This is a genomic window from Bradyrhizobium sp. USDA 4461 (assembly GCF_054055655.1).
Window position 1 is genome coordinate 2,746,409 of the sequence record NZ_JBSRXM010000001.1, and the last position, 16,489, is coordinate 2,762,897.

14 protein-coding genes and 1 tRNA gene are annotated in these 16,489 nt (G+C 62.9%); 12 read left to right on the forward strand and 3 right to left on the reverse strand.

Annotated features, from left to right (window positions below):
* Positions 1–30: 30 nt before the first annotated feature.
* Positions 31–399: a DUF3175 domain-containing protein gene (locus ACVINW_RS12805; RefSeq protein ID WP_456751621.1), complete on the reverse strand. Its 369-nt coding sequence runs from the start codon at positions 397–399 to the stop codon at positions 31–33.
* Between the two features lie 183 nt (positions 400–582).
* Between ACVINW_RS12805 and ACVINW_RS12810 the strand changes: the two genes are divergently transcribed.
* From ACVINW_RS12810 to ACVINW_RS12825, 4 genes are all read left to right on the forward strand, one after another.
* Complete coding sequence (locus ACVINW_RS12810) at positions 583–2,076, forward strand: MFS transporter (protein ID WP_456751622.1); 1,494 nt, start codon at positions 583–585, stop codon at positions 2,074–2,076.
* A 3-nt stretch (positions 2,077–2,079) separates the two neighbouring features.
* Positions 2,080–2,931 (forward strand): trehalose-phosphatase, encoded by an 852-nt coding sequence (gene otsB, locus ACVINW_RS12815; protein ID WP_456751623.1) that lies wholly within the window; start codon positions 2,080–2,082, stop codon positions 2,929–2,931.
* Between the two features lie 203 nt (positions 2,932–3,134).
* Positions 3,135–4,586 (forward strand): trehalose-6-phosphate synthase, encoded by a 1,452-nt coding sequence (locus ACVINW_RS12820; protein ID WP_456751624.1) that lies wholly within the window; start codon positions 3,135–3,137, stop codon positions 4,584–4,586.
* Positions 4,587–4,931: 345 nt separating this feature from the next.
* A tRNA-Ser gene (locus ACVINW_RS12825) sits at positions 4,932–5,021 on the forward strand.
* A 469-nt stretch (positions 5,022–5,490) separates the two neighbouring features.
* On the opposite strand, the gene ACVINW_RS12830 is transcribed toward ACVINW_RS12825, so the two are convergent.
* Positions 5,491–6,276, reverse strand: coding sequence for a helix-turn-helix domain-containing protein (locus ACVINW_RS12830; RefSeq protein WP_456751625.1), 786 nt, complete (start codon positions 6,274–6,276; stop codon positions 5,491–5,493).
* A 168-nt stretch (positions 6,277–6,444) separates the two neighbouring features.
* On the opposite strand from ACVINW_RS12830, the gene ACVINW_RS12835 reads away from it, so the two are divergent.
* From ACVINW_RS12835 to ACVINW_RS12865, 7 genes are read left to right on the forward strand one after another with little or no spacing between them, the layout of a single operon-like run.
* Complete coding sequence (locus tag ACVINW_RS12835) at positions 6,445–7,611, forward strand: ABC transporter substrate-binding protein (RefSeq protein ID WP_456751626.1); 1,167 nt, start codon at positions 6,445–6,447, stop codon at positions 7,609–7,611.
* A 50-nt stretch (positions 7,612–7,661) separates the two neighbouring features.
* On the forward strand, positions 7,662–8,612 hold the full coding sequence (locus ACVINW_RS12840; RefSeq protein ID WP_456751627.1) for a 3-carboxyethylcatechol 2,3-dioxygenase: 951 nt from the start codon (positions 7,662–7,664) through the stop codon (positions 8,610–8,612).
* Positions 8,613–8,655: 43 nt separating this feature from the next.
* Positions 8,656–10,467, forward strand: a complete 1,812-nt coding sequence (locus tag ACVINW_RS12845; protein WP_456751628.1) for an FAD-dependent monooxygenase — start codon at positions 8,656–8,658, stop codon at positions 10,465–10,467.
* Between the two features lie 22 nt (positions 10,468–10,489).
* Positions 10,490–11,371, forward strand: coding sequence for an alpha/beta fold hydrolase (locus ACVINW_RS12850; RefSeq protein ID WP_456751629.1), 882 nt, complete (start codon positions 10,490–10,492; stop codon positions 11,369–11,371).
* Positions 11,372–11,382: 11 nt separating this feature from the next.
* Complete coding sequence (locus tag ACVINW_RS12855) at positions 11,383–12,165, forward strand: 2-keto-4-pentenoate hydratase (RefSeq protein ID WP_456751630.1); 783 nt, start codon at positions 11,383–11,385, stop codon at positions 12,163–12,165.
* 21 nt (positions 12,166–12,186) lie between these two features.
* Positions 12,187–13,056 carry a fumarylacetoacetate hydrolase family protein gene (locus ACVINW_RS12860; protein WP_456751631.1) on the forward strand — a complete coding sequence of 290 codons (870 nt, stop codon included), beginning with the start codon at positions 12,187–12,189 and terminating at the stop codon, positions 13,054–13,056.
* Entirely contained in the window at positions 13,053–13,805 is a 753-nt protein-coding gene (locus tag ACVINW_RS12865) for an SDR family NAD(P)-dependent oxidoreductase (protein ID WP_456751632.1), read from the forward strand. Before ACVINW_RS12860 ends, ACVINW_RS12865 begins: the two co-directional genes overlap by 4 nt.
* Before the next feature lie 653 nt (positions 13,806–14,458).
* Here ACVINW_RS12865 and ACVINW_RS12870 read toward each other — a convergent pair.
* Complete coding sequence (locus tag ACVINW_RS12870; protein WP_456751633.1) at positions 14,459–16,039, reverse strand: nitrilase-related carbon-nitrogen hydrolase; 1,581 nt, start codon at positions 16,037–16,039, stop codon at positions 14,459–14,461.
* Between the two features lie 80 nt (positions 16,040–16,119).
* On the opposite strand from ACVINW_RS12870, the gene ACVINW_RS12875 reads away from it, so the two are divergent.
* Positions 16,120–16,464, forward strand: a complete 345-nt coding sequence (locus ACVINW_RS12875) for a MerR family transcriptional regulator (protein ID WP_456751634.1) — start codon at positions 16,120–16,122, stop codon at positions 16,462–16,464.
* The last annotated feature ends 25 nt before the right edge of the window (positions 16,465–16,489 follow it).

Here is a 16,489-nt window from a genome sequence, read left to right on the forward strand (position 1 = left end):
CGCCAGGCCGACAGAACGAGGACGACGGTATCAATCCCGACCGAACTGATGCTTCAGCTCGACCTTGGCGCGCTCGAGCCGCGACCGCTCGGTCTTCGGCAGCGTCTTGCCGGCGCGGTTGATATAGAAGGTCAGCATCGACAGCGCGGAACGATAGGCGCCACTCTTGCGGCGCGTGCTGTGCTCGGCGGATTTTTTCAGCGATGCTGCGATCTTCCTCGCGCTGGTCTGCTTGAACACGCCGCGCTTGAGGTCGAGCGCGTCGCTCTCCTTTGTGACCCGCTGCGACCAGCGCTTCGACGTTGTCTTTCTCGCACCACGCTTGCGGCGCGCTCTGCTCGTGGATCGTGCCGCTGATTTTCTCGGCGTCTTGCGCGAGACTTTCTTGTGTGCAGCCATCAATGCCTCCATGGCTTTGTGCCGAGAACACTTCGCCGCGATTGCGGTTCCTGTGCCGCAGTGCGGGAACCGTTCCCGGCATGCAGCGTTGATGTGGTGTGGCGGGCACACCGTTTGCCGCAATCCTGGGAGGGAAGACCTTGGAACGCACCGTTCCGGGGATTTTCTCATTGGTCCAATCTGATGAATTTGCAGCCGGTACAATCGAGTTCTGCGACAACGATCGACGGGACGGCCGCGCCAACTGCGCAGACCGCCGATCGCATCATCGAGACCTCGATCCCCCTTCGCCTCGACAATCTCCACTGGAGCGGCTTCCACACCCGCGTCGTGCTGGCGCTCGGCATCACCTGGATTCTCGACGGGCTCGAAGTGACGCTCGCCGGCGCATTATCGGGGGCGCTGAAGGAGAGCCCGACCATGAGCTTCTCCAACGCCGATGTCGGTCTTGCCAGCAGCGCCTATCTCGCCGGCGCCGTGCTCGGCGCGCTCGGCTTCGGCTGGCTCACCGACCGGATCGGGCGCAAGAAGCTGTTCTTCATCACGCTGGCGGTCTATCTGACGGCGACGGCTGCGACCGCGCTGTCGTGGAATGTCGCAAGCTACGCGCTGTTTCGCTTCCTCACCGGCGCCGGCATCGGCGGCGAATACACCGCGATCAATTCGACCATCCAGGAGCTGGTGCCGGCGCGCTACCGCGGCTGGACCGATCTCGTCATCAACGGCAGCTTCTGGATCGGTGCCGCGATCGGCGCGTCGAGCGCGATCGTGCTGCTCGATCCTGCGTTGCTTGCGCCGGATCATGGTTGGCGGCTCGCCTATTTCACCGGCGCGGTGCTCGGCCTTGTCGTGCTGTTGATGCGAATGTGGATTCCGGAAAGCCCGCGCTGGCTGATGATCCACGGTCGCCCCGAACAGGCGCACAAGATCGTCGCCGATATCGAGACCTCGGTGCTCGGTCGCGAACAGTCCAGCGAAGATTTCGACAAGATCAAGCTGCGGATGCGCGATCACACGCCGCTGCGCGAGGTCGCGGTGACGCTGTTCTCGACCTACCGGCAACGCTCGCTGCTCGGGCTGACGCTGATGGCGGCGCAGGCGTTCTTCTACAACGCGATCTTCTTCACCTTCGCGCTGATCCTGACCGATTTCTTCGGCATCGCCGCCAGCAATGTCGGCTGGTACATCCTGCCGTTCGCCGCCGGCAATTTCCTCGGACCGCTGCTGCTCGGCCGCCTGTTCGATACGCTGGGCCGCCGCACCATGATCGTGCTGACCTACGGCACCTCGGGCGTGCTGCTCGCGTTGTCCGGTTATCTGTTCTCGGTCGGCGTGCTCAGCGCCACGACTCAGACCATCGCCTGGATGGTGATCTTCTTCTTCGCCTCGCCGGCGGCAAGCGCCGCCTATCTCACCGTCAGCGAGACGTTTCCGCTCGAGGTCCGCGCGCTTGCGATCGCGGTCTTCTATGCTGTTGGCACCGGGATCGGCGGCGTGATCGGGCCGGCGCTGTTCGGCGTGTTGATCGATACCGGATCGCGCAACAGCGTCTTCGCCGGCTACCTCCTGGGGTCGGCACTCATGTTGGTCGCCGCAGCCGCCGCTTGGCGCTATGCCGTCGCGGCCGAGCGAAAATCGCTCGAATCTGTCGCGCGACCGTTGGCATTTGTGGAGTAGACTATGACGAAGCATGACGTGGCCGAAATAGCTCTGGATGACGACATCGCCCCTGACGCCAAGAATGACAGCAGGATCGACAGCAGGATCGAGAGTGTGCCGGCATCGCTGATTCCGCCGCTTCACCAGACCGCGGTGCTGCTCGACATCGACGGCACGCTGCTCGACTTCGCGCCGACGCCGCGCGAGGTCTGGGTGCCGCCGGAGCTGTCAGGCACGCTGAAGCAGCTGCATGAGCGCACCGGCGGCGCGCTGGCGCTGGTCAGCGGCCGCTCGCTCAACGACATCGACCTGATCTTCGCGCCGGACGTGTTTCCCGCGATCGGCGGCCATGGCGCCGAGATGCGGTTGCAGCCGGACAGCGAGGCCGTCGCCGCGCACGCGCCCCCGCTCGACAAGGAATTGAAGCGCCGTCTGGCCGCGATCGCCAAGCTCAGCCCCGGCATTCTGCTCGAGGACAAGGGCTATTCGCTGGCGCTGCACTATCGGCTGGCGCCCGCTGCGGAGAAGGCGATCTATGAAGCGGTGTCGCTGATCCGCGCCGAACTGCCGAATGCGCCGATCGAGGTGTTGCCGGGCAAGAGCGTTTGCGAGATCAAGCATTCCGGCTTCACCAAGGCGACCGGCGTGCGCGAGCTGATGACGCATGAGCCGTTCCGGGGACGCCGACCGTTCTTCATCGGCGACGACGTCACCGACGAGACCGTTTTCGGCATCATGCCTGATTTCGACGGTCTCGCATTCTCCGTCGGCCGCCGCGCGACCGGCGTCGCCGGACATTTCGCCGGGCCGAGCGATGTGCGTCAATTTCTCGCGCAGCTGCTGGACGATGATCGGGACGTCAGCCTGTCCTAACCCGAGTCGTATTCATCGCAACCGAATCGAATGCGGTGCTTTTGCGTCGTGACGCGGCGCTCGCGTGTAATTTTCTTTTCGCAAGTTCCCGCGAGTTCCTCCGCGCCCTGCCCGATTTTGGTTTCATTTGGGAGATTCCTTGATCAGGAACCATCTTGATGAATGGTTGTTAATACGCGAGTTGACCAACAGGAGGGGACCTGGTGAACCTCGTCGTCGTATCGAACCGCGTCTCGCGCGGAAAACCTAACGAACCCATGACGGGGGGGCTGGCCGCGGCATTGCTGCCGGTGGTGGAAAAGACAGGGGCAATATGGGTTGGTTCCAGCGGGCGGGTCCGCGACGGGAACCACAAGGAACCTTTCGCAGAAGTCGAGGCTCTCGGTGCGGGCGCGCTGGCGATGCTCGATCTGCCGGCCGCGCATTATGGCGGCTACTACGAGGGCTTCGCCAATTCGGCGCTGTGGCCTGCGATGCATTCGCGTGCCGATCTGATTCGCGCCTCGCACGAGGACTACACCAGCTATCGCGAAGTGAACGCGTTCATGGCGCGCGCGCTGCTGCGCTTTCGCAAGCCTGATTCCGTATTCTGGATCCAGGACTATCATTTCCTCGCACTCGGCGCCGAGCTGCGCGACCTCGGCGTCACGCAGCCGATCGGCTTCTTCCTGCACACGCCGTGGCCGGCGCGCGCGGTGATCGCCGGCGTGCCCAATCATCGCGAACTGATCGAGGCGATGCTGTCCTATGATCTGATCGGCTTCCAGACCGATGAGGACTGCGAGAATTTCCTGAGCTACGTGCAGAACGATCTCGAATTCGAGGTGCGTGACGGCGTGATCAATTCGTCGTTCGGCCGCACCCGCGCTGCGGTGTTCCCGATCGGCATCGATCCCGGCAAGTTCGCGCAGCAGGCCACCAAGGCGATGACGCATCCCGACGTGACGCGGCTGCGGCGCAGCCTGAACGGCGAGAAGCTCGCGATCGGCGTCGACCGGCTCGATTATTCCAAGGGTCTCGTCAACCGCATCAAGGCGTTCGACCGGATGTGGTCGCTGCATCCGAACCTGAAGCGTTCGGTGTCGCTGTTGCAAATCGCGACGCCCTCGCGCGGCGCGATCGAGGCCTATGGCAATCTCGCCGGCGAGGTGGCGAAACTCGTCACCGATGTCAACGGCGTGCATGGTGAGGTCGACTGGACGCCGATCCGCTACCTCAACAAGGGGTTCGGCCAGGGCGTGCTCGCGGGGCTCTATCGTACTGCGCAGGTCGGCGTCGTGACGCCGCTGCAGGACGGCATGAACCTTGTCGCCAAGGAATACGTCGCCGCGCAGAATCCGGCGGATCCCGGCGTGCTGGTGCTGTCGAAATTCGCCGGCGCGGCGAACGAGCTCGACGCCGCATTGCTGGTCAATCCGCACGACATCGACGGCATGGCGCGCACGCTCGCAACCGCGCTGGCGATGCCGCTGACCGAGCGGCGGATGCGCTGGGAAGCGATGATGGAGAAGCTCAACAGCGGCACCATCCAGCAATGGTTCGCCGACTTCATCGAGGCGCTGCAGGATACGCCCAGTGCGGCAAACGCGGCGCTGCCGGAGCCTCCAACCCTGTGGCCGCGCCGCACGGCGGATCTTGCCGCGCGCTATCACTGAGCGAACGTTATCCCTGCGGGATCGGTGCGTCGTTCGCACATCCGCTGTTCTGTCGTCCCGGCCTGGTGCGCACGGGAGCCGGTATGACATTATGTTGCTCCGCCCGGTGAGTGATACGCGCGCATTCTCGCAATGCTTGCGCCAGCCCGCCCGGACCGCCGTCATTGATTTGCGCTTGCGTCCGGCCAGCACGCCGCAGGAATCGCCTGCGGCGTCAACCAGGCCGCCAGGCGCGGCTGGCGCCTTGCCAATTTATCTAATGTTTTCAATACATTGGGGAAATCTTGCGCCGGAGGCCCGCGCTCCCTTGCAAAATCCGGCTGAGCCCTTCAAGAGAGGCCTCCCGGAGAGATGGCCGAGTGGCTTAAGGCGCACGCTTGGAAAGCGTGTGTGCGGGAAACCGTACCGTGGGTTCGAATCCCACTCTCTCCGCCATTTCTACGCCATAGCCCTCCCCTGTATCCGATTCCCCGAATCTACCGCGAATCCAACGAAAATTTCCGCGAAGTTGCGCGATGCTTCGCGCCAACTCGTAGTTTTTCGCCGTGGGTTCGGAGGAGGGTTCTTCCGCCACCACAACGGTTTCCTCTGCCTCGCATTCTTCAAAGCGATAATAAAACAACGAGTAGCGCGACGAAGGCCATTGTGGTCAGTCCGCGATCATATCCTTGCATCATGAAAACCGTAGGTTTTGACCGCGGGTTTGGAGGACGGATTTTGCGAGGGAGAACATTTGGCAAGTAAGCTCCAACCGCTCGACATCGAACGTGAAACTTGGCCCCGCAACTAACCTGACGGCTGAGGCGCGTCGTGGATTTGGATATGAGCGCGAGCAGATCGGATATCTGCGCAATTAAAATGATCATTATTCGGAGCGCCAGCAGAGCAGATTCGGTGCAAGCGCTCATGAGATCTTCCCTCGTGCCTTGTTTGCCGCAGACCATCGACGCTCGATTTCCCTCACCGCAACTTTCATGCTGGGCAAATACTTCTTCGCGGCGACCTCGGGCGTCATCGACGACGAGAAAAAGATGAGGTTGAGGCTGCCGAGTACGGGGCCACCACCTGGGATGGCCAGCGCGATGGCGCTGATACCAGCCTCCGATCCACCGACGGACGAGGCGTATCCATCTTCTTTCGTCTGCAGGAGGATTTCGTTGATGAAGCGACGATCCTTCGCCAACCCTGCGTCTTCTTCGACGAGGGTGGCGGTCAGCTCGAGCATCTCGCGGCGCAGCGCAGGCGTCGAGGCGGCCAGGATGGCCTTCCCCAGGGCGCTCCGGACCAAGGATCTTCTGCGGCCGACCATCGAGCGATGGACCGAGAAGGGGCTGAAGGGATGCGTGCTCTCTCGGATGAGGACCGAGCCAAGTTCGAAGACGCCGAAGTCGCTTGGCCACGAAACCTCGTCGAGCAAGCCGAACATGGCTGGCAGCGCTGCCTGGCTTGATAGGTCGCGTGAAGAAACGCCTTCGCTGAGGGTGCGCACTTGGGGCGTCAAGCCGAACAGAGCGTTCATTTCGTCGAACGTTACGTAGCCGTCTTCGCGGAGCGTATCGAGTAAACGGTAGCAGGTTGTCCGGTTGAGGCCGGTCCTCTTCGCGAGTTGCACGACGTTCGATGGCCCGCTCGCATTGAGCTCATTGATCAGGGCCAACCCTCGGGAAAGTGCCCTGACGTTGCGGTGCATGATCGCCTCCGGACGTGTTCGCTGTGCGAACATTTCACAGACTCCGATGGAATCATAGTGCGATCGGCGGCAATCCATCGCCCAACCCGCTGAGAGAGGCGGCGACGGGAGGAAACGATGGTTCATTCAAGTTTTTATTTGTCCGCGGCCGTGTGCTTGGCCCTCGCAATGCCCGCTGCGGCCCAGAGCGCCGGTGGCAACGCCAATCTGAGCGGTGGGAAAGTCAAGGTCGGTGTCCTGACGGACATCGCCGGCCCCACGGCGATGGCGAACGGCAAGGGCTCGGTGATCGCGGCCGAGATGGCCGCCGAGGACTTCGGCGCGGGTCTCAACGTCGAGGTGATCTCGGCCGATCACCAAGGCAAGCCCGACGTCGGATCGCAGATCGCAGCACGCTGGTTCGACGTAGAGGGCGTGGACGCGATCGCCGACATGCAGGGATCGCCGATCGGTTTCGCCGTGCAGAACATGGCGGCGCAGAAGAGCAAGATCATGCTGTTGTCCGGTTCGACCTCCTCGGACTTCAACGGCAAGGCCTGCTCGCCGCTCACGGTCCAGTGGACGGTGGATACCTACAATCTCGCGAAAGGTGCCGCCAAGTCCGTGGTCGAGGCCGGCGGAACGAAGTGGTATTTCCTCACGGTGGATCAGGCGTACGGCAATGCCCTGACGCGCGATACGTCCGAGCAAGTCAAGCTCAACGGCGGGCAGGTGGTCGGCAACTCCGTTTTCCCGCCGAACACGTCCGATTTCGCATCGTTCCTTCTCACCGCATCCAATGCCGGTGCAAACGTGATCGCGATCGCGGCGTCGAGCGGCGATACGGTCACCGCGATGAAACAGGCGGACGAATTCGGTCTGAGCTCCACAGCCAAGATCGTTCCGCTTCAGTCGGTGCTGACGGACGTCTACGCGGTCGGTCAGAAGATCGCGCACGACGCCTACGAAGTGTCGCCGTTCTACTGGGACCGCACACCCGAAACGCGCGCATGGGCCGAACGCTTCTTCGCCAAGGCCAAGATCATGCCGACCGGATTCCACGCCGGCGTCTACTCCTCCGTCGCGCACTATCTGAAGGCGGTGAAAACCACGGGTACCGACGACGCTCCGACGGTGATGAAGCAGATGGAAAAGGAGCGGGTGCACGACTTCTTCGCGGCCGACGGCTACATCCGCGAAGATCGCAAGATGATCCACGACATGTACCTGCTGCAGGTCAAGAAGCCCGGCGAAAACAAAGGCCCCTGGGATCTCTACAACGTCATCCAGACGCTGCCCGGCGAGTCCGTGAATCGCCCGCTTTCCGACAGTCCGTGCCTGCTGGTGAAGAAGTAGCCGCCAGCCATCGTTCGACAAATCAGCTTGGCGTTCGAAGGAATCCGATCATGTCAGTCGCCATCGTCTGCGCTTCGCATACTCCCCTGATGTACAAGGGGCCGGCCAGCAACGAAACCGAGCAACGCGTCCGAACCGCGTTCGGACGGCTCGGGGCCTTCGTGAAGGAGTTCGCACCGGACTACATCATCCAGTTCGCACCCGATCACTTCAACGGCTTCTTCTACGACTTGATGCCCTCCTTCTGCGTCGGGGCCGGAGCAGTCTCCCTGGGCGACTGGGGAGGCGGGACGGGCCCGCTGGATGTTCCGGAGCAAACGGCACTCGAGCTCATCGACCACGTGCGGGCCGAGGACTTCGACGTCGCGGTGTCCTACCGCATGCCGGTCGATCACGGCTTCGTCCAGCTTTGGGAAGCGATGCTCGGAGACTTCAAATCAATTCCGATCCTGCCGATCTTCGTGAACGCCGCAGCGCCGCCCGTTCCGACCTACCGCCGTGCTCGGCAACTCGGTGAATCGGTCGGCCGGTTCGCGGCACGTTCCGGCAAGCGGGTGTTGTTTGCCGCGTCGGGTGGCCTCTCGCACGATCCGCCGCTGCCGTCGATCAAGGATGCGCCGCCCGAAATCCGCGAGCGGCTGATCAACGGCCGGAATCCGACGGCCGAGGCCAAGGAGGCCCGCGAGAAGCGCGTGCTCGAGGCGGGTGTTCTCGCCGAGGCGGGCAAGGGGCCCTGCCAGCCGCTCAATCCCGAGTGGGACGCGGAGTTCATGAACATCCTTCGCAGCGGCCAGATCTGGCGCGCGGACGCCCTCAACACCGGCAAGGTCCGCGAAGTCGCGGGGCGCGGCGCCAACGAGGTGCTCGCATGGGTCGCCGCCTTCGGCGCCTTTTCCACGGGCGGCCACTTCAAGATGGAGCAGGAATTCTACGAAGCGATTCCGGGCTGGATCGCCGGCATGGCGATGATGGCGGCGAAGCAGGCCGACGGTGCTCATTGATCGACTAAAGCCCGCGCGAATGCGGGCATCGCGGAGCAGGCAAATGGCATACGAAACGGACGTGCTCATCATCGGCGCCGGCCCCACGGGCTCGACGACCGCCCTGGCGCTCGCCAATTGCGGCGTTCGCAGTCACATCGTATCGCGCGGCAACTGGATGGCCGACAGCCCGCGCGCTCACATCACCAACCAGCGCGCCAACGAGGTCTTCCGCGATCTCGGGATCGCGGAAGACGTGGCCCGGTACGCGAGCCCCTGGGAGCTCATGGGCGACACGACCTTCACGACCAGCCTGGCTGGCTGCGAGCTGATCCGAATGCGGACCTGGGGGACTGGCGACGATCGCCGCGGCGATTATCTGCGTGCAAGCCCCTGCGGCATGGTCGACATCATCCAACCATTGCTCGAGCCAATTCTGTTCCAGAAGGCGGCCGAGAAGGGCGCGACCTTCGCGTTCAACACCGAGTACGTCCGGCATGAGCAGGATGCGGGCGGCGTTACGGCCACGCTGCGCGATCGCCTCGACGGGCGAGAGTACACCGTCCGCGCGCGTTATATGGTCGGCGCGGACGGCGCGCGCTCGATGGTGGTGGACCATCTGGGCCTGCCGATCGAAGGACAGATGGCGCGCGCCGGCACCGTCTACACCGTCTTCAACTGTGACCTGACCAAATACAGCAAACATCGGCCGAGCATTCTGAACTGGATCGTGACGCCGGATGCTAGCTTCGGCGAAATCGGCATGGGCCTGCTGCGGGCCGTGCATCCCTGGACGCAGTGGATCGCCGGTTGGGGTTTCGACATCAGCAAGGGCGAGCCAGACTTATCTCCGGACGCGATCATTCCAAAGATAAAGGTTCTGATCGGCGACCCGTCCGTCGACATCAACATCGTGCGCACATCGATCTGGTACGTGAACCAGGCCTACGTGACCCAGTATTCGAAGGGCAGGGTGCACTGTGGCGGCGATGCGGTCCACCGGCACCCGCCGTCGAGCGGATTGGGCAACAACACCTGCGTCCAGGACGCCCACAACCTCGGTTGGAAGCTCGCCTATTCGGTGAAGGGCTGGGCCGGTCCGAAGCTGCTGGAAAGCTACTCGCAGGAGCGGGCGCCGGTCGGAAAGCAGATCGTGCTGCGGGCGAACCAGTCCCGGCTCGACTACGCCCCGCTGAACGCATGCTTCAGGGTGCAGGGCGCGGAAAACCCGGTCGCCGCGGGCATCGCACGCTTCCGCGACCCAGGGCCGGATGGCGTGGCCGCCCGGAAGGCGGCGCAGGCAGCGCTGGACCTCAAGCAGACGGAGTTCAATGCCCAGGGCACCGAGATGAACCAGCGGTACGAATCCTCGGCCGTGATCCCGGACGTCGGTGCCAAGCCGGAGGAGTGGCGGCGAGATCGCGGCCTCTACAATCAACCGACGTCGCGCCCCGGTGCCAAGATTCCGCATGCATGGCTCGTCGACCGTGACGGCTTGCGCGTGTCGACGCTCGACGTGACCGGAAAGGGCCTATTCACTGTCGTGACCGGCCTCGCCGGCGGGGCATGGAAGGAGGCGGCGCTGCGCCTCGATCTGCCATTCCTCCGCGTCGTGTTGACGGGCTCGCCGGAGGCGCAGGACCTCTATTGCGAGTGGCAGCGCATCCGCGAGATCGAGGAAGCCGGAGTTCTGCTTGTTCGCCCCGATGGCGTGATCGCCTGGCGCGACATTGAGGGAACGTCCGACGCAAGCGCGGCCCTTGACCGGCTCAGCGCAGCAATCCGAACGGTCCTGGATCTTCCGGACCTCTCAGCGGTCCCGCGACAGAAACCATCCTCTCCATCGAAACCCAGCGGCACCCCGCTTTTCGCCTGACGTCAACGAACGAGATCCAGCTATGAGCGACACGAGACCAGAAAACTTTTCCAGCGTCTGGGCCGATCTCAGGGGCATTTCCTTCAAACAGCACTTCATCAACGCCGGCGGGATTCGCACTCGCTGCATCGAGTCGGGCGATCCGTCCAAGCCGCTCGTCCTGGCGCTGCACGGCGTCGGCGGCCATGCAGAGGCATACTCCAGAAACTTCGGTCCGCACGCTGATCACTTCTGGTTTGTCGCCATCGACATGCTGGGCCATGGATGGACCGACAAGCCGGCCATCGACTACCAGGTCAAGGACTACGCCGATCATGTCCTTGCCGTCCTCAAGACGCTCGGCAGGGACAAGGCGATGATCAGCGGTGAGTCGCTCGGCGGCTGGGTCGCGACCTATCTCGCGGTGCATCGTCCGGCCGCGGTCGAGAAGCTTGTCCTCAACACTGCCGGTGGCTGGACGGCGCACCCTCACGTGATGGAGCGGCTGAAAAAGCTGTCCAACGAGGCGGCGTCCGATCCCTCCTGGGAACGGATCAAGGCACGTCTCGAATTCCTGATGTGCGACAAGAGAATGGTTTCGGACGATCTGATCGAGACCCGTCGCGCGATCTACGCCCAGCCGGGATTCGCCGACACGATGAAGCGGATCATGTGCCTGCAGGAGATGGAAATCCGCCGGCCCAACATGATCACCGCCGACCAATACCGGTCGATCAAGGCGCCGACCATGGTCGTATGGACCTCGCATGATCCGACGGCGACGCCCGAGGAGGGGAAGCAGATCGCGGACATGATTCCGGGCTCGAAATTCGTGGTCATGAACCGCTGCGGCCACTGGCCCCAGTTCGAGGACGCAGAGCAGTTTAATCGGCTCCACATCGAATTTCTGCGGACCGGCAAATAAGGATCGTTCAGATGAATCAGCAAGCCAAGCACAGCGAACTCGCCGCTCAGATTCGCGCCGCTTACGCCGGTACTCCGATCGCGCCCATTCGACCCCAGTTGGCGGACCTCGACGTCGATGGGGCCTATACCATCCAGCAGGAGAACACCGCACATTGGGAGAAGGAAGGCCGGCGCATGGTCGGAAGCAAGATCGGTCTGACCTCGCGCGCCGTGCAGAAGCAACTCGGGGTAGACAGGCCGGATTTCGGAGTTCTCTTCGCCGATATGATCGTGGGCGAGGACGAGCCTGTCGCTGCGGGGCGCGTGCTTCAGCCGAAGATCGAAGCGGAAGTGGCTTTCCTTCTTGACCGGGACGTCGAGGTCGAAACACCGACGGTGGCCGACGTGCTGCGGGCGGTGGCCTACGCGATGCCAGCCCTCGAGATCGTCGGCAGCCGCATCACCAATTGGGACATCGGCATCGTCGATACCGTCGCCGACAACGCGTCGTCTGGCCTCTTCGTCCTGGGAGGGCCTGTGCGCCGGCTGGATGGGTTGGATCTCCGCGCTCTCCAGATGCAGATGACCAGGAAGGACGAGGTCGTCTCGAAGGGAACCGGCGCGGCCTGTCTCGGCAATCCGCTCAACGCGATGGCGTGGCTCGCCGGCGAACTGGCCCGTCGCAAGCGGCCGCTGCGCGCCGGCGACATCGTGCTTTCCGGAGCGCTCGGGCCGATGGTCGCGGTGAACCCGGGGGACGCGTTCGAGGCCAACATCGCCGGTCTTGGCACCGTCTCGGCCCGGTTCGCATAAGGATATCCAAAGGAACACCAAATGAAGCTCGTCAGATTCGGCAATCCCGGCGCCGAAAAGCCGGGGCTTGTCGACGATCAGGGGCGCCTGCGCGACTTGTCGAATGTCATCGCCGACCTCACCCCCGCCAACCTGTCGCGTTCAGCGCTGCAGAAGATCGCTGGGATCGCTCCATCCACGCTTCCGCTCGTTGCCGGCGAGCCCCGTTTTGGCGTGCCGATCGCAGGCGTCGGAAAATTCATCGCGATCGGTCTGAACTATGCCGATCATGCGGCGGAGGCGAACCTTCCGCTGCCCTCCGAGCCCATCGTCTTTCAGAAAGCGATCACTTCGCTCAGCGGACCGAACGACGATGTCGTTATGCCCAGGGGCTCGAAGAAGTCCGACTGGGAAGTGGAGCTCGGAATCGTGATCGGCACGCGAGCTTCCTACGTCGAGCGCGCCGACGCGCTCGAACACGTCGCGGGCTACTGCATCGTGAACGACGTGAGCGAGCGCGAGTACCAGATGGAACGCGGCGGCACCTGGGACAAGGGCAAGGGCTGCGACAGCTTCGGACCTGTCGGGCCGTGGCTGGTGACGACGGACGAGGTCACCGACCCCCAGGCGCTCGACGTCTGGCTCGACGTCAACGGGCAACGCATGCAGGCGGGCAACACCCGGACTATGATCTTCGACTGCGCTGAGATCGTCAGCTACGTCAGCCGCTTCATGACGCTGATGCCCGGCGATATCATCGCGACGGGCACGCCGCCTGGCGTAGGCATGGGCAAGAAGCCCGCTGCGATCTACCTCAAGCCGGGCGACGTCATGACGCTCGGGATCGAGGGTCTCGGGACGCAACGTCAGCAAACCCGTGAGTGGTCGCCCGCTGCGGGGCCGCGGTCGTGACGGTCTATAGCGGAAGATTCGAAGGACGGACGGCCGTCGTTACCGGCGCGGCGTCCGGCATCGGTCGCGATGTGGCCCGGCGCCTGGCGGCCGAGGGCGCCCAGGTCTCCATGTGGGACCTTAATGCCTCCGTCCTCGCAACAGCAGCGGCGGAGGCCGGCGCGGCACACACGCAGTCGCTCGACGTCGCGGAAGAAGACGCCGTCGATGCGGCTATGCGGCGGAGCATCGATGATCTGGGCGGCCGGCTCGACATTCTGGTAGCCAGCGCCGGCATCACAGGGCCGAACGGAGCCGTGAAAGACTATGCCGGCAGCGATTGGCGCAAGGTCTTCGACGTCAACGTCAACGGAGCTTTCTACTGCAATCGCGCTGCTGTCCGCGCGATGGAGAAGGGTGGCTACGGTCGCATCGTGAACGTCGCTTCGGTCGCAGGAAAAGAAGGCAACCCGAACGCTTCGGCCTACAGTGCGTCCAAGGCCGCCGTGATCGCGCTCACTAAATCGCTGGGCAAGGAAACGGCCACGACGGGCGTCCGCGTCAACTGCATCACGCCGGCTGCGATCAGAACGGCGCTGTTCGACCAGATGACGCCCCAGCACATCGATTTCATGCTTTCGAAGATTCCGCTCGGACGGTTCGGAACGATCGAAGAGGCGACATCGCTCGTCTGCTGGCTCGCGAGCGAGGAGTGCTCGTTCAGCACGGGCGCCGTATTCGATCTCTCGGGCGGGCGAGCAACTTACTAGCCGGGCGGTCCGTCATGTTCGCGCCGCGAACGGTTTGCGTGGACGGGGCCCGCCGCACTCATCTTCGTCTTGATTGGAGCGAGGCGTTGAGTACGCGCGAACTCCTCTAGGAAACGGCAATGACAGTAGCGCAACTCGTGGGTTTGGGTTGCGTAAGGTCAAAAATGCTTTATGTTTCAATGGGGATTGACTGACACTCTCTCCGCCAGTCTCAGCCCGTCCGGCCCGCCGAGCCTGCTTTGAGCAAACCGAACTCCGCCAGGCTTCGGGCGCGAGCGGGGACCGCATCCGCGGGACTTCGCGGCGCCCGGCCCAGCGTTCGGCGCGCCTTTTCGCTGGATGCGTTCTTGCGCTTTCCGAGCTCCGGCAACAGACCCTTGACCCCCGGGATCGAACACGGCGACCGCGCGCGTGAGCCAATCCGGCAAGGAGCGGGTGGAAACCCTCCCCGCGTTATCGCCAGCGGCCTTCTTGAGCAATTCGGCCATCTGCAGGACGCTCATGAAGTCGCCGCCAGTCGCAAGAAACCTCTCTCCACATGCTGCTGGGGCGGTCATCGCCCGCAAGTGCAGGTTCGCGACGTCACGTGCGTCGACCACACCAAACCAGATGTCGGGGGGCAACCCGCCCCCGTCACCAACACGCGCGTCGTGCTATTGAGCCCTTCGTAGCCGAAACGCAGCGACAGCGGCAGCAGCCAAAATTGCAATGCTCAGCCAGATGATGACGTCTCCAATCCTGTTGTAGATCGTCGCGCTTCCTTTGGTTGGCACATCTGCATACATGATGTGGCTCTCCGGTCCCGAGGTGTCCTGTGTTGCAAGGACATGGCCGAGGCGATCGAAAGCCGCCGATTGGCTGTAGTAGGCGGCGCGGATCAGGGCGTAGCCATTCTCGATTGCTCGCACGCGCACCCATTTCAGCGTGTGCGAGGAGCCGATTTCGGGCCACTCGAACCCTGGCACCAACATGACATCCGCGTCCACCCGCGACTGCGAGGGGAAATCGGCGTCGAAGCAGATGACGTTGGTCAAGCGGCCGAAAGGCGTTTGCGCAGTGGGTGCCGGTCGTGTTCCCGGAGCAACCGGTTCGAGGAGAGGAACAGGATGGCGCTTGTCATAGGACCAGATTTCCTTGCCGTCAGGACCGATCAGCTCACTCTGATTCCGAGCGAACGGCTCTCCGATGGCGGCATCAATGAAAATCTTCTCCGAGCGCGCAACGTCTGCGATCTTGACAAGAAAGGCGGATTTGTCGGCATCACTGAGTATTGGTGCCGCTGTCTCGGACCAGAGCACGACTTTGGCGCCGCTCCAGGCAGCCTCGCGCGTGCTTCGGAGCAGGTCGTCTTGCACAAGCGAATAGGCAGCTCGCACCAAATCCGTGGGCGCGCGCGCCACTTCACTCTTGTTCGCGAAAAGAAGTGTATTGGCGTGCATGACGGTCATCGGATCGGCGTATGAATTTGGAGCAGCGGATCGACCTTCGATCATCGCGCGCGCGGCATTTTGCGCGTACATGCTCGGCGTGATCGTCGCCATGCGGACGTAAGCTTTTGGCGTCGGCGTGAATGCGAGCCGCAAACCCCCTCCGATCAGAACCACGCCTAGAACGGTACCGTAAGCGATCGCTACGGATCGTCGCCTGGAATCGCGCGGGCGCTCCCACATCCAGTTCACCGTCGTTGCAAACCAATTGATCAGAAATCCAATGCTGTACGGTCCGAGCACGGAGGTCAGCTGCAGTACCGACAGATATTCGGTCTGCGTGTTGGCGCGCAGGCCATACATGCCTCCCAGCGGGCTCAGCGTCGCCACCAAATATTCCGTGCAGGCCCAGGCTGCCGGAAATGCCAGAAGTTTACCGAGAACACCAAGGTGGGGCGTGAGTATTCGATCGGCCACATATGGCAGCGCGAATACGGCGCCGAACACGATCGCTATCGCATAATCCGGAGCGGTCATCGCTCTGTCGTTCAGCTCGATCGCCCAGAACAAGGCGTTGGCCAGGGAAGCCAGCCAAATGGCCGGGATCGCGACGCGTAAACGGTTGATGCGTACAAATCGCAGCAGGAATACCGGAGCAACCCAAGCTGCCAGTGCGATGTCCCATCGCCCGCCGACGGCGAACATCGAGGTGAACGCTCCTGCAATCAGCCATAGTAGCGACTGGTTGCAGGCGGGAGCAGCGACCGCAACTCTCGCGCTGTCGTCCTCAAATGCGTGTGTAGTCATCGGGCGCTCCCTCCTTTGGCTTTTCCGGCCGATCGGTCGACGCTACACTTTCAACCTAGGTTCAAGGTCAAGGAGGTCCGATGCGGATCGGAGAGCTTTCAAAAAGGACCGGCATCTCGCCGTCCCGCATCCGGTTTTACGAAAAGCGCAAAGTGCTTCCCGCCGCGATCCGGCGTGAGAATGGCTATCGAGACTATCCGGAAACGACCGTGAAAATTCTCAGTCTCATCGATGGATCGCAGCGGCTGGGTTTTTCCCTTGGCGAAATCCGAAAGGGCCTCAGCGACGCCGCGCCCAATTATCCCTCGCGCGCAGCGATGGTAAAGGCACTAAGAGGAAAGCTGGGCCGTATCGACCAGCATATCAAGGAGATACAAGCCCGGCGGCGTGAGATCGCAAAACTAATAAAGGTAATGGATCGTTGAGGGCGGTGTAAACCCAGCTCCCATT